General features: G+C 73.1%; 12 protein-coding genes, 1 tRNA gene and 1 pseudogene. 5 read left to right on the forward strand and 9 right to left on the reverse strand.

Annotated features, from left to right (window positions below; translation table 11 throughout):
• Window positions 1-80: 80 nt before the first annotated feature.
• The gene (locus tag ACF07S_RS15335; protein WP_391962566.1) at window positions 81-896 is read right to left on the reverse strand and encodes a hypothetical protein; all 816 of its coding nucleotides are present in this window, start codon (window positions 894-896) and stop codon (window positions 81-83) included.
• Window positions 897-1,115: 219 nt separating this feature from the next.
• On the opposite strand from ACF07S_RS15335, the gene ACF07S_RS15340 reads away from it, so the two are divergent.
• A complete protein-coding gene (locus ACF07S_RS15340; RefSeq protein ID WP_391962565.1) occupies window positions 1,116-1,580 on the forward strand; it encodes an ATP-binding protein in 465 nt (154 codons plus the stop codon).
• Window positions 1,581-1,624: 44 nt separating this feature from the next.
• On the opposite strand, the gene ACF07S_RS15345 is transcribed toward ACF07S_RS15340, so the two are convergent.
• The 4 genes from ACF07S_RS15345 to ACF07S_RS15360 form a co-directional block, all read right to left on the reverse strand.
• Entirely contained in the window at window positions 1,625-2,839 is a 1,215-nt protein-coding gene (locus tag ACF07S_RS15345) for a cation:proton antiporter (RefSeq protein ID WP_391962564.1), read from the reverse strand.
• Window positions 2,840-3,162: 323 nt separating this feature from the next.
• Complete coding sequence (locus ACF07S_RS15350; protein ID WP_391962563.1) at window positions 3,163-3,306, reverse strand: hypothetical protein; 144 nt, start codon at window positions 3,304-3,306, stop codon at window positions 3,163-3,165.
• A gap of 364 nt (window positions 3,307-3,670) precedes the next feature.
• Window positions 3,671-5,140 carry an aminopeptidase P family protein gene (locus ACF07S_RS15355; protein ID WP_391962562.1) on the reverse strand — a complete coding sequence of 490 codons (1,470 nt, stop codon included), beginning with the start codon at window positions 5,138-5,140 and terminating at the stop codon, window positions 3,671-3,673.
• Window positions 5,141-5,312: 172 nt separating this feature from the next.
• On the reverse strand, window positions 5,313-6,827 hold the full coding sequence (locus ACF07S_RS15360) for a PP2C family protein-serine/threonine phosphatase (protein WP_391962561.1): 1,515 nt from the start codon (window positions 6,825-6,827) through the stop codon (window positions 5,313-5,315).
• 504 nt (window positions 6,828-7,331) lie between these two features.
• Here ACF07S_RS15360 and ACF07S_RS15365 point away from each other — a divergent pair.
• Entirely contained in the window at window positions 7,332-7,997 is a 666-nt protein-coding gene (locus ACF07S_RS15365) for a bifunctional DNA primase/polymerase (RefSeq protein WP_391974353.1), read from the forward strand.
• Between the two features lie 727 nt (window positions 7,998-8,724).
• Here ACF07S_RS15365 and ACF07S_RS15370 read toward each other — a convergent pair.
• The 3 genes from ACF07S_RS15370 to ACF07S_RS15380 form a co-directional block, all read right to left on the reverse strand.
• Window positions 8,725-9,714, reverse strand: coding sequence for a DUF5926 family protein (locus ACF07S_RS15370; RefSeq protein WP_391974354.1), 990 nt, complete (start codon window positions 9,712-9,714; stop codon window positions 8,725-8,727).
• Window positions 9,715-9,860: 146 nt separating this feature from the next.
• Window positions 9,861-10,418 carry an ATP-binding protein gene (locus ACF07S_RS15375; RefSeq protein ID WP_391962558.1) on the reverse strand — a complete coding sequence of 186 codons (558 nt, stop codon included), beginning with the start codon at window positions 10,416-10,418 and terminating at the stop codon, window positions 9,861-9,863.
• A gap of 262 nt (window positions 10,419-10,680) precedes the next feature.
• Entirely contained in the window at window positions 10,681-11,511 is an 831-nt protein-coding gene (locus ACF07S_RS15380; protein WP_391974355.1) for a glycerophosphodiester phosphodiesterase, read from the reverse strand.
• A 286-nt stretch (window positions 11,512-11,797) separates the two neighbouring features.
• Between ACF07S_RS15380 and ACF07S_RS15385 the strand changes: the two genes are divergently transcribed.
• The 3 genes and pseudogenes from ACF07S_RS15385 to ACF07S_RS15395 form a co-directional block, all read left to right on the forward strand.
• Window positions 11,798-13,318, forward strand: coding sequence for a S1C family serine protease (locus ACF07S_RS15385; RefSeq protein WP_391962556.1), 1,521 nt, complete (start codon window positions 11,798-11,800; stop codon window positions 13,316-13,318).
• 64 nt (window positions 13,319-13,382) lie between these two features.
• Window positions 13,383-13,469 (forward strand) — tRNA-Ser (locus tag ACF07S_RS15390).
• A gap of 200 nt (window positions 13,470-13,669) precedes the next feature.
• Window positions 13,670-13,958 (forward strand): annotated as a pseudogene (locus tag ACF07S_RS15395) (site-specific integrase); the annotation flags it as partial.
• Between the two features lie 513 nt (window positions 13,959-14,471).
• Here the strand turns inward: ACF07S_RS15395 and ACF07S_RS15400 are convergent.
• Window positions 14,472-14,693 carry a hypothetical protein gene (locus ACF07S_RS15400; protein WP_391974356.1) on the reverse strand — a complete coding sequence of 74 codons (222 nt, stop codon included), beginning with the start codon at window positions 14,691-14,693 and terminating at the stop codon, window positions 14,472-14,474.
• Window positions 14,694-14,821: the final 128 nt, after the last annotated feature.

Raw genomic sequence — 14,821 nt, forward strand, 5'->3', positions numbered from 1 at the left:
AGAACCAGGAGAACCCAGAGGACCGGAGAACCCGGAAGCCCCGTGGGGCCGGGCGGTGGCGGAGGGGTGGTCGCCTCGTGTCAGGCGGCGAGGGCGAGTGCGGTGTCGGCGGCCGGCGGGCCCCGGCGGATCACCGTGTGCTGGAGTGCCGTGGTCTGGGGCGCGGGCGGTGGGAGGAGCGCGGTGCGCGCCATGCGAGGCGTCTTCTCCGGTGCTTCCCGGAGCCCGGCGTGCAGGGCGCGCACCAGGGCGAGCGCCGCGCGGAGGGACCGTACGAGGGCGCCTTCGGCGACCCCCTGGGCCGACAGGTCGGCCAGTCGCAGCAGAGCCAGGTCGCCGCGGCGCAGCAGCCATCCCGCGGCCGACGCCGCGAGGATGTGGCCGAGCAGCATCGACAGCGAGGGCAGCAGGGACACCGGGGAACCCGCGGCGTCGGCCGCGGCCTGCGCCGCGTGGGTCTCCGCCCCGCCGGGGTGGATCCCCGCCTCGACGAGGAGGCGCTGGGCCTGCGCGGGGCTGAGTCCCGCCCGGGCGGGCCCGCACAGCAGACGCGCGGCCTGTTCGACCAGTGTGGCGTCGGAGAGCGCGGACGACGGACCCGGACCCGAGGGGGCCGCGCCGTGCTGTCCGAGGCCGAACAGGATGTGCAGCGCCGTCTGGCCGAACGCCAGCAGCGCCGCGATACCCGGCAGCGACCGGGTGCGTCCGGCGAGCGGCGCGGCGACCGCGACCGCCCCCAGGAATCCCGCGCCGAGCGTCCACAGCGGGACGGTGGCGCGGGCGGCGAAACTGTGACCGGCCCCGGCCAGCACGACGCAGACCGCGGCGAACACCGCGGCCCGCAGGATCCGGAGTCCTCCTCCGGAGCGCATCGTGCGCGAGTGGGGGGCAGTCATGGCGGCCTCATCATCGCACCAGCCCACCATGCGTCGTACGGCAGGTCCGCAAGATGAGGTACGACCGGAAGATCACATCTGCGACGGCTGCCCCACATACACCGGTCGGCTTCCCGGCGCGCCCGCCATATGGGTGTTGTCTCGTCAACTTCACGCTTACCGACGGGCACTCAGGGCAATACGTAACGGTATGTCGAGCCGCAGCCAGGAGGCTGGAGCATGAGCATCTGGTGGTCACTCCATCTGCGACGCGATGCCGCCAGCGTGCCGCTCGCCCGGCGCCTGCTGCTCGGCACCATGGAGACCGCGGGCGTCGACCCGGACGTCTCCTACGACTTGTCCGTCGCCCTCAGCGAGGCCTGCGCGAACGCGGTCGAGCACGGCGGGGACACCGCGCGGGACGGCACCTCGGAGGAGTACCGGGTGACCGCCTACCTCGACGGCGAGAAGTGCCGCATCGAGGTCGCCGACGCGGGCCCGGGGTTCCCCGGCGCGAGCGCGGGGCGCCCCCGCACGCCGGTCCGCTCCGCGCCGCCCGACGCGGAGCACGGCCGGGGCCTCCGCCTCATCCAGGAACTGGCCGACCACGTCCACATCGGCAACAAGCCGGGCCCGGGCGGCGCGGTGGTGAGTTTCGACAAGATCCTCAAGTGGCGGGGGGACCCTCCGCTGCTGGCGGTGTAGCGCCGGCGCCCGCACGGTTCGCCGGCCGGCCGGCCGCGCCCCGGTCAGGCGGTGAGGCGGGCGGACTCGGCCCGTTCCGCGTCGGCGGGCACGGCGGTCGGCGCCGCGGCCCCGCGGGTGAGGCGGTGGGCCAGCGGCTCGGTGTAGCGGGCGGTGAGCGGGCCGGCGACGACGAGGATCAGGACGTAGGCGGTGGCCAGGGGACCGATGCGGGGCTCGGCGCCGACGGCGAGGCCGGCGATCACGATGGAGAACTCGCCGCGGGCGACGAGGGTGCCACCGGCCCGCCAGCGGCCCCCGCCCCGGATGCCGGCGCGGCGGGCGGCGTACCAGCCGGTGGCGACCTTCGTGAGGGCGGTGACGAGGGCGAGGAGCAGGGCCGGTACGAGGACGGGCGGGATGTCGGCCGGGTCGGTGGACAGGCCGAAGAAGACGAAGAAGACGGCGGCGAACAGGTCCCGCAGCGGGGTGAGGAGGGCGCTGGCGCCCTCCGCCACCTCGCCGGACAGGGCGATGCCGACGAGGAAGGCGCCGACGGCGGCGGAGACCTGGAGTTCCTGGGCGATGCCGGCGACGAGCAGGGTGAGTCCGAGGACGACCAGCAGCAGCATCTCGGCGTTGTCGGAGGAGACCGCGCGGCTGATCAGCCGTCCGTGGCGCAGCGCGACGTAGAGGACGGCGCCGACGGTGCCCAGCGAGATCAGCAGCGTGACGGTGCCGCCGGCCAGGCTGACGCCGGCCAGCAGGGCCGTGAGGATCGGCAGGTAGAGGGCCATGGCGAGGTCCTCCATGACGAGGACGCCGAGCACGACGGGGGTTTCGCGGTTGCCGAGCCGGCGCAGGTCCCCGAGGACCTTGGCGATGACCCCGGAGGAGGAGATCCAGGTGACGCCGGCCAGCGCGACGGCGGCCACCGGCCCCCAGCCCAGGATCAGTGCCGCGACGGCGCCGGGCACCGCGTTGAGGACGAGGTCGACCGCGCCGGAGGGGTACTGGGTCTTGAGGTTGGTGACGAGTTCGGAGGCGCTGTACTCCAGGCCGAGCAGGAGCAGCAGCAGGATGACGCCGATCTCGGCGCCGGTGGCGACGAACTCCTCACTGGCCCGCAGGGGCAGAAGACCGCCGTGGCCGAAGGCGAGTCCGGCCAGGAGGTAGAGGGGGACGGGGGAGAAGCCCACTCGTCCGGCGAGGCGGCCCAGCAGGCCCAGGGCGAGGATGATCGCTCCGAGTTCGATGAGCATGGCGGTGGTGTCGTGCACGGGCGTCGGTCCTCCGGTTCGGTTCGGTGACGGCGTCTGTGCCTTCGTGGCAGAGGGCGGCGGGCGGGCGCGCCGCCGGTGGGGCCGGCGACGCGTCCGGGCGTCGTACGGGAGCGCGGGGTCGGTCGGACCGGATGGGCGTGACAGGCCGGTCCCGGCGGGTCCGGGAGCGACGAGGCGGGTGTCGGCGGGCGACCGGGCGGGCGGCGGCCCCGCGGGCGGCTCCGGCCCGGCCCATCGGCGGGCGGGGCCTACGGGTGCCGGCCGGGCGGGCGGTGTGACGTCAGGAGGGGAGCACCTGGCGTGTGCGTCGGACGCTGAGATCAGACGCCGGGAGCGGTACCGCTGGAATCGGGCACGCTGTCACGGGCCGTGTTGTCGATGCGCACGGTCCTGACGGTCAGGACGGGCGGACGGCAGGACGCCCCGGTGGTGGGCAGACCAGCGGCGTGGACAGGCCGGTCCATGGTCACGTCCCCCCATCGCACTCGGATCCAGAGGTGCCGGCGAACGCCGGGAGCGCCGGAAAAGCAGGCCTGCGGAAGGGCAAAAGGCCGCTCAACGAAGCGTTTAGGCTCGGTAAAGAAGTCTACCGTACGGCGAATTGCCCATAAGTGATAAAAGGCGCTGCATCCCCGTAAAAAAGGGGTGCGCCGGTCGCGGCGTTCCGCCGAACAGGCGTCCGTCGGGCGTCGCACGCCGGGCATCGGACGCCGGGCGTCAGGCGCCGTACGGCCGAAAGGGGCCGAGGCGCAAGACCCCCGCCGTCGGGGGGCGCCGCGATGCGGCGGCGGCCGGGCACGCGTGCGCGCCCGGCCGCCGCGTCGCGCGTCAGCCCTTCAGATCCGCCATCCACGCCTCGACCTCGTCGGAACGCCGGGGCAGCGCGGCGCTGAGGTTCCGGTTGCCGTCCTCGGTGACGAGGATGTCGTCCTCGATGCGGACGCCGATGCCCCGGTACTCCTCGGGCACGGTCAGGTCGTCGGCCTGGAAGTACAGGCCCGGCTCGACGGTGAGCACCATGCCGGGCTCCAGCGTGCCGTCGACGTACGTCTCGGTCCGCGCGGCGGCGCAGTCGTGGACGTCCATGCCGAGCATGTGACCGGTGCCGTGCAGCGTCCAGCGGCGCTGCAGACCCAGCTCCAGCACCCGCTCCACGGGCCCCTCGACCAGGCCCCACCCGACGAGCCGCTCGGCCAGCACGCGCTGCGCGGCGTCGTGGAAGTCCCGGTACTTGGCGCCGGGCCCGACCGCCGCGATGCCGGCCTCCTGGGCGTCGTACACGGCGTCGTAGATCTTCTTCTGCAGCTCGGTGTACCGGCCGCTGATCGGCAGCGTGCGCGTGACGTCGGCCGTGTAGTACGTGTGCGTCTCCACACCCGCGTCGAGCAGCAGCAGGTCGCCGGAGCGGACCGGGCCGTCGTTGCGCACCCAGTGCAGGGTGGTGGCGTGCGGGCCGGCGGCGCAGATGGAGCCGTAGCCGACGTCGTTGCCCTCCACCCGCGCGCGCAGGAAGAACGTTCCCTCGATGTAGCGCTCGCTGGTCGCCTCGGCCTTGTCGAGGACCTTCACCACGTCCTCGAAGCCGCGCACGGTGGAGTCGACGGCCTTCTGCAGCTCGCCGATCTCGAAGTCGTCCTTGACCAGCCGCAGCTCGGAGAGGAAGACGCGCAGCTCCTCGTCCCGCTCGGCGGTGACCTTGTCGGTCAGCGCCGCCTCGATCCCGGCGTCGTGACCGCGCACGACCCGCACCGGGCCGGTGGCCTCGCGCAGCGCGTCGGCCAGCTCGCGCACGTCGGAGGCGGGGATGCCGTAGAGCTTCTCCGCCTCGGTGAGGGAGTGGCGGCGGCCGACCCACAGCTCGCCCTGTCCGTCCAGCCAGAACTCGCCGTTCCCACGGTCGGAGCGCGGCAGGAGGTAGATCGTCGCGGTGTGGCCGCCGCCGTCCGCCGGCTCCATCACGAGGACGCCGTCCTCGGTCCGGTCGCCGGTGAGGTGGGCGTACTCGACCGACGCGCGGAAGGGGTAGTCGGTGTCGTTCGAGCGGGTCTTCAGGTTGCCCGCGGGGACGACCAGACGCTCGCCCGGGAAGCGCGCGGACAGCGCCGCGCGCCGCGCGGCGGTCTCGGCGGCCTGGGGGACCGGCCGCAGGTCACGCAGCTCGGTGTCGGCCCAGCCGCTCTTCATGTTCTCGGCCAGCTCGTCGGACACGCCCGGGTACAGGCCGTTCTTGCGCTGCTTGACGGGCTCCTCTTCGGCAGTCTCCGGGGTCTCCGAAAGCTGTTCTGCCACGGCGGTCATCCTCCTCGATACGCCACTGCACCTCCCCCGGGCTCGTGTTGCGCAGTGCTTCCGCTCGAGTGGGGGACCTCCACCATCGTACGGTCGTGCCGAATCGGGCACGGGGCGCAAATGCCCTGTCACCGCAGGTGAGCGAGGGGTAGCGAGGGGTGAGGGGACCCCGCCGGTGCGGCTACTCGAACCGCGCCGCCAGCAGCACCACGTCCTCGGCGGAGTCCGCCGCGTCCGCCCCCTCGGGGAGCACCGTGCGCAGGACGTGGTCGGCGACGGCGCCGGGATCGTGGCGCAGGGCCTTCGGCACCCCCGCCGCCGCGGCGTGCAGCCGGGTGAAGGCGCGGTCGGTCGGGTCGCCGGTGCGGTGCAGCAGCCCGTCGGTGTAGAGCAGAACCGTCTCTCCGGGCTCCGCCTGGAACTCCACGCTCGGCGCCTCCCAGCAGGCGAGCATGCCCAGCGGGGCGGAGACCGAGGTCTCGACGAACTCGGTGCGGCGTTCACCGAGCAGCAGCGGCGGACTGTGCCCGGCTCCGGCGAGGGTGATCCGCCGCAGCGCGGGTTCGCAGTAGCCGAACAGGGCGGTGGCCGACCGGGCGGGTTCGGTGAGCCGCAGCAGCAGCTCCAGGTCGGACAGGACGGCGACCGGATCCTCGCCCTCCATCACGGCGTACGCGCGCAGGGAGGCCCGCAGCCGCCCCATCGCGGCGACCGCGCTGGGCCCGGAGCCGGTGACGGACCCGACGGCGAGACCGAGCGCGGCGTCCGGCAGCGGCAGCGCGTCGTACCAGTCGCCGCCCCCGCGCGGGGAGGTGCGGTGCCGCGCGGCGAGCTGGACGCCGGCGACCCGGGGCAGACGGCTGGGCAGCAGCTCCTCGGACATCGTGGCCATGCGCGCACGGGTGCGCTCGAGTTCGAGGAGCCGGGCCAGGTGCTCGGCGGCGTGCCGGGCGTACAGGCCGACGAGGTGGCGCTGCCGCTCCGAAGGCTCGGCCGGCTCGTCGTAGAGCCACACCGCGGCGCCCAGGCGCCCGGCGGCCTCGGTGGTGAGGGGGAGGGCGTAGCTGGCGGCGTAGCCCAGGCGGGCGGCGACCTCGCGGTGCCGGGGGTCGAGCCCCTTCTCGGCGAACAGGTCGGGCTCGGCGATGCCGTCGTCGGCGCCGGGCAGCCCGTCGAGGATCCTGCCGTACGCCAGACAGCCGCGCGGCACCGTCTCCATGTGGCCGAGGTCCGCGCGGGCCAGCCCGAGGCCGAGGGTGGTGGCCGGTCCGAGACCGTCGGCGGGTTCCAGGGCGACGAGGCCGCGCCGTGCGCCCACCAGCGCGGCTCCCGCGCGCACCAGTTCCCGGAGCGCCTCCTCCAGCGCGCTCGCGCGGACCAGGCGCTCGGTGAGTTCGTGAAGGGTCGTGAGGTCGGACACCCAGCCGGCGAGGCGGTCCTGGAGCAGCGCGCCGGGCGCGCTCCGGGGGTTTGCCGCGGGAACGGCGGAGGTACCCGCCGTGACGGACGTGACAGTGTGTGCTGGTGAGGGAACCGCTGAATCGATTCCGGCCACTTTCGGAGGGTGCGGGGCGTTCATGGCGTCCGGCTTTCCGGCCGGTACATACTGCTCAAAAGCATCGCAAACCCCCATGTCATTCTGCGCCGCCGGCAGTGTCTCCACATGTACACGTACTCGTGAGGAGATGTCCAGCATTGTCCTGCTGGTATTCCTGGTGTCCGTGGGACGGAAGGGAAGTGCCGGCAGACCTCTTGCCGAAAGATGAAGTTGGCTTGAAACTGCCTCAGAGGAAGGCCTATTGCGGTCGACTGGCCTTGCTCGACGGAGCGTCACAGCGGTCGTGATGGGTACGTACTCGGTGAAGGCCAGGGGTGGTGGGGAACCACCCGGGAACCTGGCGACGGACCCGGGCGTCTTAACCACCGACGACCGTGCCCCATCCTCCCGTGGCGGAGGCGGAGAGAAACACGCGCGACGGCAAACGCCAGACTTCGCCACCCCCACGCCACACCCGTACTTCTGATAGACGCAGTACGGGCGGGACGGCAGCGGAGGCAGCCCGAGCTCGGCCCATAGGGGTTCCCCCTGCCTGGTGCGGGGGTGTGATGCGCCAACAGGTACGCACAGTGAAGTGATCGACTCATGACGTGATGTGGACCACGGTGTTGCCAGGCGTGCAACGGAAAGGAACGAGCGCTCATGCGCGAGATCCTCGGAAGGCGACGCAGGCTCCTGCCCCGGCGAGGTGACGGGGGGCCTGAGCTGATCGGCGCGGCCCTGACCTTCGCCGCGCAATGGCAGTGGCCCGTACTCCCGGGTGTGGCGGCGGACCCGCAGGGCCGTTCCCGCTGCGGCTGTCCCGACCCCGAGTGCACGGTGCCGGGGGCCCATCCGTTCGACCCCGGTCTCCTCGCCGCGACCACCGACCCGCGCATGGTGCGCTGGTGGTGGGGCAACCGGCCGACGGCGCCGATCATCCTCGCCACCGGCGGCAAGGCCCCCTGCGCGGTCTCCCTGCCGGCGCTGCCGGCCGCCCGCGCCCTCGCCGTGCTCGACCGCCGGGGCGTGCGGCTCGGTCCCGTCGTGGCCTCGCCGGCCCGCTGGTCGGTCCTGGTGAAGCCGTACTCCATGGAGCAGCTGGGCGAACTGCTGTACGCCCAGGACTTCGTCCCCGGCTCGCTCCGCTTCCACGGCGAGGGCGGTTACCTCGCCCTGCCCCCTTCCGAGACCGCACAGGGTGGCATCCGCTGGGAGCGCGCGCCGCTGCCCGGCTCGGCCTCGCCCTGGGTGCCTGATGTCGAGGCCGTGGTGGACGCCGTGGTCGAGGCCCTCACCCGTACGGGTGTGAGCGCGCCCGAGCTGTAGCGGCGGACGGCGCTCGCCGCCGGGCTCGGCACCTCGCCCCGGGGCGCCGCCCCGGGGCGCCGTCGTTTCCCGGTCGCACGGTGTCGTGTCGGATCCGTGGCCGTCGGCGCGGCCGGAATCCCCCGACGGTGTCCCGGGGAACCCTCGGGGAATCCGTCCCCTCACTCGCGCGGGCGCCGTGGCGGTCCGTGCGACGGCGGCGGCCCGGGCAGGGGACGTCCGGGCACGCCCCTGCGGCCGCCTCGCCGACGGTGCGGACCGGAGCCCCGGCCCTACCGAGGCGGTGCGACCGGAGCTGCCGGTACCGGGGCGTTGGAGAAGCCGTACGGAGCATCAGGAGGCCGCCGGGCGGAGTCCGCGCTCCACGCGCGTGCGGCGAAGGGCCGGGGGTGCACGGCGGTCGCGGAGTCCGCGGGCCGTACCGGAGGAGGGCCACCCCTGCCGCGCTCCGGGAGCAACTCACCGGCGGCGACGAGTGGTTGACGCTCCATCGCATTCCGTGAGCGGCGACCGGCACGGAAAGACCCGGTTGCTGGCGACGGGGGATGCACCAGCAACCGGGCTGATGGAACGGTAACAAGAGATCGGCGGTTCGCAAATTCGGTCTCGGCTTTTCCGGTCACCGACTGACCTGTCCGCGCCGTAAGTTGTGGTGCGTCCCGGCGTCGCGCGGTACCGGGGGTTCCGCCGGCCGGCCGGCCGGCGGAACCCCCGGTACGACGGGGTCTCAGCTGAGCGTGACCTGGCGGTTTGTCAGGCCGCCGCGCGCCCGGCGCTCGTCGGCGGTGAGCGGCGCGTCCGTGGCCAGCGCGGCGGCGAGTCGCTCGGCGAACTCGGCCGCCGGCTTCTCCACGTCCTCGGCGCCGACCCCGCTGGGCAGGTCCCAGACCGGGACGGTGAGCCCGTGAGCGCGGAAGGAACCCACGAGGCGGGTGCCCTCGCCGAGGGAGGACCGGCCCGCCGCGTGGAGCCGGGCGAGAGCGTCCAGAAGCTGCTCCTCGGGATGCGGCATGACCCACCGCAAATGGTTCTTCTCGGGCGTCTCGCACCAGTACGCGGCGTCCACGCCCGACAGTTTCACGGTCGGGATGGCCGCGGCGTTGGCCCGCTCCAGGGAAGCGGTGACGTCCGGGGAGGCCTTCTCCGGATCCGGGATCCAGAACTCGAACCCGCTGTGCACCACTGGCTCGAACCCGCCCTCGGGGTCGAGGAGATCCTGCAGCCGGGGGCCGTCGGCGGGAGCGCGCCGGGACTGCACGGGCGTACCCGGGTCGGCGGTGAGCGCGCGCCGCAGGGTGTCCGCGAGATCGCGGCTGATGTCACCGGAGGAGGTGTCGTTCTGCAGGCCGATCAGGACCGAGCCGTCGTCGCGGCGCAGCGCGGGCCAGGCCATCGGCAGCACCGTGGCCAGCGTGACCGACGGGACGCCCTTGGGCAGGCCGTCCTTGAGCGTCAGCTCGACGGTGGCGGCCGGCACCAGCTCGCGCAGCGCCACCCAGTCGCACTCGCCCGGCAGGCCCTCGAACGGCCGGTGCACCAGCTCGGTCGCCGCGTGCGCGGCGGCACGGCCGTGGCAGGCCTTGTAACGACGGCCGCTGCCGCACGGGCAGGGCTCGCGGGCACCGACGACCGGGATCTCCCCATCAGCGCGTGCGGCGCGGGCTCCGTCCGTGCGCTGCGGTCGCTTGGCCTTCGTCTGGGGTCGCTTCTTGGCCATCGTGGGTGTCTCCCGGTTACGGCTCGTCTCGTACGGGCGGGAGCCTAGCCGTTCACGCCACGGCCGACGGGGTCCTGTGGACGGTGTGCCGACCCGTGGTCCGTTTCCCGGTGTCCCGCGGCCGTCGGAGCGCCCGCTGCGCGGGCTCAGTCCAGGTCGTCGAAGACGTCCGCGAGGCCCAGTCCCGGGATGCGGGACACCGAGGGGGCGGTCACCCGGGCGGCGAAGTCCTCGCGCCGGTGCCCGGTGCCGGCGTCCGGGTCGTACACGTCCTCGTGGACGACCACCCACACCGTGACCTCGCCCGGCACCTCGTCGCGTACGCCCCAGTCGTCGGCCAGCGCGGTGATGATGTTCAGTCCCCGGCCGCCGTGTGCCGTGACCGACGGGGTGGCCGGCGCCGGGCGGGTCGGGCCGCCGCCGTCCGTGACCTCGACGACGAGCCGGCCGCGCGGGTCCACCTGCCAGGCGGCGCGTACGTCGCCGTCCCCGGCCGGGGCGTCGCCCAGCGGTCTGCCGTGTCTGCACGCATTGCTCAGCAATTCGGAAAGGATCAGTACGGCGTCGTCGACGACCGCGTCCGCGACGCCGCCGTCGCGCAGCTGCGTGCGCATACGGCGCCTCGCCTGCCCCACGCCCGCAGGGCCATGGGGTACGGCCATGCTCGACGACGTGGGCACCTCCCGTGCCACCACCAACGCCACCCCCGAGACCTCCTTCGCCCCACGCCACGGTGTGGATGCCCCATTGGCCTGAACCGGAAACCGGCCGGACCGTCGGCGGTGACGCACTCGAAACGACCGAATGCGCACTGAACGCGCCGGGGCACTCCCTGTAGCCATGTGGCTGGATTTCTTCGGTGTGGCCGAGATGTGAGGATGTGCCGCGAAGGGGTGCGGGGTCAAGACGTCTGCACGGACTTCTTGGGGCCGGTGGGGCGCCGGGGGCCGGTGGGAGCCCGCGCGGTCAGCGGCCGAGCCGGTCCAGCACCGCGCGGGGGCGGTTGGTGATGATGGCGTCCACACCGAGACGCACGCAGAGGTCCACGTCCTCGGGTTCGTTCACGGTCCACACGTGCACCCGGTGGCCCGACCGCTTCAGGCGCTCGACGTACGCGGGATGGCCCCGCACGATGCGGATCGACGGCCCTGCGATCCCCACGCCGGCGGGCAGCCGTCCGTCGCGCAGCCGGGGCGAGACGAACTGCATCAGGTAGACCGTGGGCAGCGTCGGCGACGCGGCGCGCACGCGGTGCAGCGACCGCGCGGAGAAGCTCATCACGCGGACCGGCGAGTCCTCGGCGGTGGCGGGCGCGTCGAGCCCGAACCGCTTGAGCAGGAGCAGCAGCCGCTCCTCCACCTGCCCCGCCCATCGCGTGGGGTGCTTGGTCTCGATCGCCAGCTCGACCCGGCGCCCGGCGTCGGTGACGAGCTCCAGGAGCCGTTCCAGGGTGAGGACGGAGGTGGCCTCCCGGTCCTCCGGGCGGTGCTCCCAGTCGGGCTCCTCGACGCGCGGCCCCCCGCCGGGGGCGCGGCTCTTCCAGGAGCCGAAGTCCAGGGTGGCCAGATCGGAGAGCTCCAGCGCCGAGACCGCTCCGCGCCCGTTGGACGTACGGTTGACGCGACGGTCGTGAACGCACACAAGGTGACCGTCGGCAGTCAGGCGTACATCACATTCGAGTGCGTCCGCGCCGTCCTCGATCGCTTTGCGATACGCGGCCAGGGTGTGCTCGGGGGCGTCCTCGGAGGCTCCGCGGTGCGCGACGACTCGGGGCGGGTGCTGCCGTGCGTGGGTCACCGCGTCATGGTGCCACCGTGCGCGGGTAGACGTGCGCTCGGAGCGGTGTGGGGGGACCGGCGTCCGGTCGGAGACATCGGGTGGCGCACCTTACGTGAGTAATGCCCTATGTAAAGAATGATCCCGGACCCACAGGAACGGCTTATGGTGCCCTGACGGCCCATGGGAAAAGCTGACGTCATACAAAGAGACATGCCAGCTGCATCGCGACGGACTCGTGGACGAGCGTGAACGAGCCGGACCGAGCGCGACCGGGAAGAACAGCCGTGGATCGAGGAGAGAAGCTGTGAGCACCGAGAACGAGGGCACCTCGGTACCCCCTGCCCCGTCCGCCCCGCCGCCCCCGCCGGTGGATGCTCCCGCTGCTTCGGCACACCAGGGATACGGCACCGGCCCGCAGGGCCCCGAGGGCCGGGCAGCCGGCTACGGCACCCAGGGCACCCAGGGCCGGCACGAGGTCCCCGGCGTCCATGACGCCTACGGCCCGCACGACGCCTACGGCGCTCACGGCGCCCCGGACCCCCGGGGCGGGGCGCCTGCCGGTCCCCCCGCGGGCCCGCAGCCCGCCGCCGCCCCCGACGCCTCCTGGCCCCCTCCCCCTGCGCCGTCCACCCCGTCGTACGGCGACGGCGGTGCCGGGCACGGCGCCGGCGGCTGGGGCTCCTCGTACCAGCAGCCGGCGCCGAGGAAGGGCGGCGGACGCGGCCGTCTGGTCGCCGCGGTCCTGGTCGCCGCGCTGGCCGCGGGCGGCGTGGGCGGTGGCCTCGGCTACACGCTGGCCAAGGAGAACGACGGCAGCGGCTCGACGACCGTCTCGTCCTCCACCAGCGGCGGCAACGTCAAGCGCGACCCGGGCACGGTCGCCGGCGTGGCCGCCAAGGCGCTGCCGAGCACGGTCACCATCGAGGCCGAGAGCAGCAGCGGCGAGGGCGGAACCGGCACCGGCTTCGTGTTCGACACCCAGGGGCACATCGTCACCAACAACCACGTGGTGGCGGAGGCCGTCGACGGCGGCAAGCTGTCGGTGACCTTCCCGAACGGCGAGAAGTACGACGCCGAGGTGGTCGGCAACGCGCAGGGCTACGACGTCGCGGTCGTCAAGCTGGACGACGCCCCCTCGGACCTGAAGCCGCTCACCCTCGGCAACTCCGACGACGTGGCGGTCGGCGACTCGACGATCGCGATCGGCGCGCCCTTCGGCCTGTCCAACACGGTGACGACGGGCATCATCAGCGCGAAGAACCGCCCGGTGGCCTCCAGCGACGGCACCGGCAGCCAGGCCTCGTACATGAGCGCCCTGCAGACCGACGCGTCCATCAACCCGGGTAACTCCGGCGGTCCGCTGCTGGACGCGCAGGGCAACGTCATCGGCATCAACTCCGCGATCCAGTCCACCAGCAACGGCGGCTTCGGCACGGGGCAGTCCGGCTCGATCGGCCTGGGCTTCGCCATCCCGATCAACCAGGCCAAGTACGTCGCCCAGGAGCTGATCAAAACGGGCAAGCCGGTCTACGCCAAGATCGGCGCGTCGGTCTCCCTGGAGGAGGCGTCGGGCGGCGCGAAGATCACCGACCAGGGTGCGGGCGGTTCCGAGCCCGTCGACCCGGGCGGCCCCGCCGACAAGGCCGGTCTGCGGCCCGGTGACGTCATCACCAAGCTCGACGACCGGGTCATCGACTCCGGCCCGACCCTGATCGGCGAGATCTGGACCCACAAGCCGGGCGACGAGGTCACGCTCACCTACGAACGCGACGGCAAGGAGCGCACCACGGAACTCACCCTGGGCTCCCGCGTCGGCGACAGCTGACACCCACCCCCCGGCACCGACCCGTTACCCTTGTCCCCGCGCCGCCGATCACCGGCCGGCGCGGGGAGGCGTGCCCGAGCGGCCGAAGGGAACGGTCTTGAAAACCGTCGTGGCAGCGATGTCACCGTGGGTTCAAATCCCACCGCCTCCGCGCGATGAGCAGTGAGAACGGCCCCTGACCTGGACGTCCGGTCGGGGGCCACTCTCATGTCCGCGCGTCGTGACTCCCCGGTGTCCCCGGTGTCCCCGGGGTTCCCGGGGTTCCCCGCTCGATCGGGCACGGATGGGGCACGGTCGCCCGAGTCGACGGACTCGTCGCGATGCCGAACCTCCCACCCCGCGCCACAACCGTGGCGCAAGGCGTACTTCGACCCCGCCGTCTCGGCGGCCGGCCTCACCGGTGTGGCTCCGCACGACCTCCGTGCCTCCCCTGGGACGTGGGCCGCCGACCGGTACGGCGTCAGGACCGCCGCGCACCGGCTCGGGCACCCGAACGTGAGCGTGACCACTCGGCACTGCGCCCGTCCGGTCGCCGGCCGACGACCAGGTGGCCGAAGCCTCCGACACGTGGTCCAGCGGGCACGACGGCGCCCGCGGGCACGATGACGACGGCTCCGCAGGGGTGCCTGCGTGCGTCTGACCTGCGGCGCGTCGGACAACGGCCGCGATCGCCGAAAGGTCTTGAGAACCGTCGTGGCAGCGATGTCACCGTGGGTTCACAACCCACCGCCTCCGCGCCGGGAACAGCGGAAACGGCCCCTGACCTGGTAGTCGGTCGAGGGCCGTTCACCTGTCGGGGCTCTGTGGTCGCGCGCTGTTCCCCGTGGTCACCCGCTCGACCGGGGACGGAAGGGGCACGCGCGGGCGACCGCACGGACGAGCCACGGTCACCGGCGGAGCCGGTCTGCCTTGCGTCGAGCCGCGCCCGGGTCCGGCAGGGACGCCTGTGCGTCCTCGTCGAACACGAAGGTTTCGCCCTCCCCGAAGTCCGGAGCCTGGAAGGGGTCCGTCGCCGGAGGCGGCGATGCCGCGGTGGCAGCGCGGGGCGCTCCCTGCGGAGCGGAGAACAACGAGGTCAGTTCGATGAAAGGTCTCCCATTCGGTACAGGGCCGTGAAGACGCCTGGCGTGCCGTGACCGGGCACAGCGGTGTGTCAGAGCCTGCTCATCTTGGAGTACGGGACCAGGATCCGCTGTTGCGTCGAGCCGAAATCGACGAGCACCGCGATTCCGTCCTCGACGCCGATTACGCGGCCGAGGCCGTACATGTCGTGTGTGACCTGGTCGCCCACGGCGAACTGCTTCGGAGTCGGCGTCACCGGGGCCTTGAACGGGCTGGTGGGCAAATAGCGCTTCGGTGCGGCTGGCTTTGTCATTGTCACCAGTATGCGCCTGAGTGGGCCACTCGGTGAGGCCTGTTGCGTCGGTTGTCCGTCACACACCCGGAGGGCGAGGGCGGCTCCAGGGGAGAGACACGGCCGTGAGGTGGCTCTCCCGCGGCTGC

It is taken from the genome of Streptomyces sp. NPDC016640, assembly GCF_043076215.1.
Taxonomy (GTDB): domain Bacteria; phylum Actinomycetota; class Actinomycetes; order Streptomycetales; family Streptomycetaceae; genus Streptomyces.

Bases quoted from the DNA above. Each gene is read 5' to 3' on its own strand.
- ACF07S_RS15340 (WP_391962565.1), top strand. From the start codon at position 1,116: ATGAGCATCTGGTGGTCACTCCATCTGCGACGCGATGCCGCCAGCGTG.
- ACF07S_RS15335 (WP_391962566.1), bottom strand. From the start codon at position 896: ATGACTGCCCCCCACTCGCGCACGATGCGCTCCGGAGGAGGACTCCGG.
- ACF07S_RS15365 (WP_391974353.1), top strand. From the start codon at position 7,332: ATGCGCGAGATCCTCGGAAGGCGACGCAGGCTCCTGCCCCGGCGAGGT.
- ACF07S_RS15360 (WP_391962561.1), bottom strand. From the start codon at position 6,827: ATGCTGGACATCTCCTCACGAGTACGTGTACATGTGGAGACACTGCCG.
- ACF07S_RS15350 (WP_391962563.1), bottom strand. From the start codon at position 3,306: ATGGACCGGCCTGTCCACGCCGCTGGTCTGCCCACCACCGGGGCGTCC.
- ACF07S_RS15400 (WP_391974356.1), bottom strand. From the start codon at position 14,693: ATGACAAAGCCAGCCGCACCGAAGCGCTATTTGCCCACCAGCCCGTTC.
- ACF07S_RS15370 (WP_391974354.1), bottom strand. From the start codon at position 9,714: ATGGCCAAGAAGCGACCCCAGACGAAGGCCAAGCGACCGCAGCGCACG.
- ACF07S_RS15355 (WP_391962562.1), bottom strand. From the start codon at position 5,140: ATGACCGCCGTGGCAGAACAGCTTTCGGAGACCCCGGAGACTGCCGAA.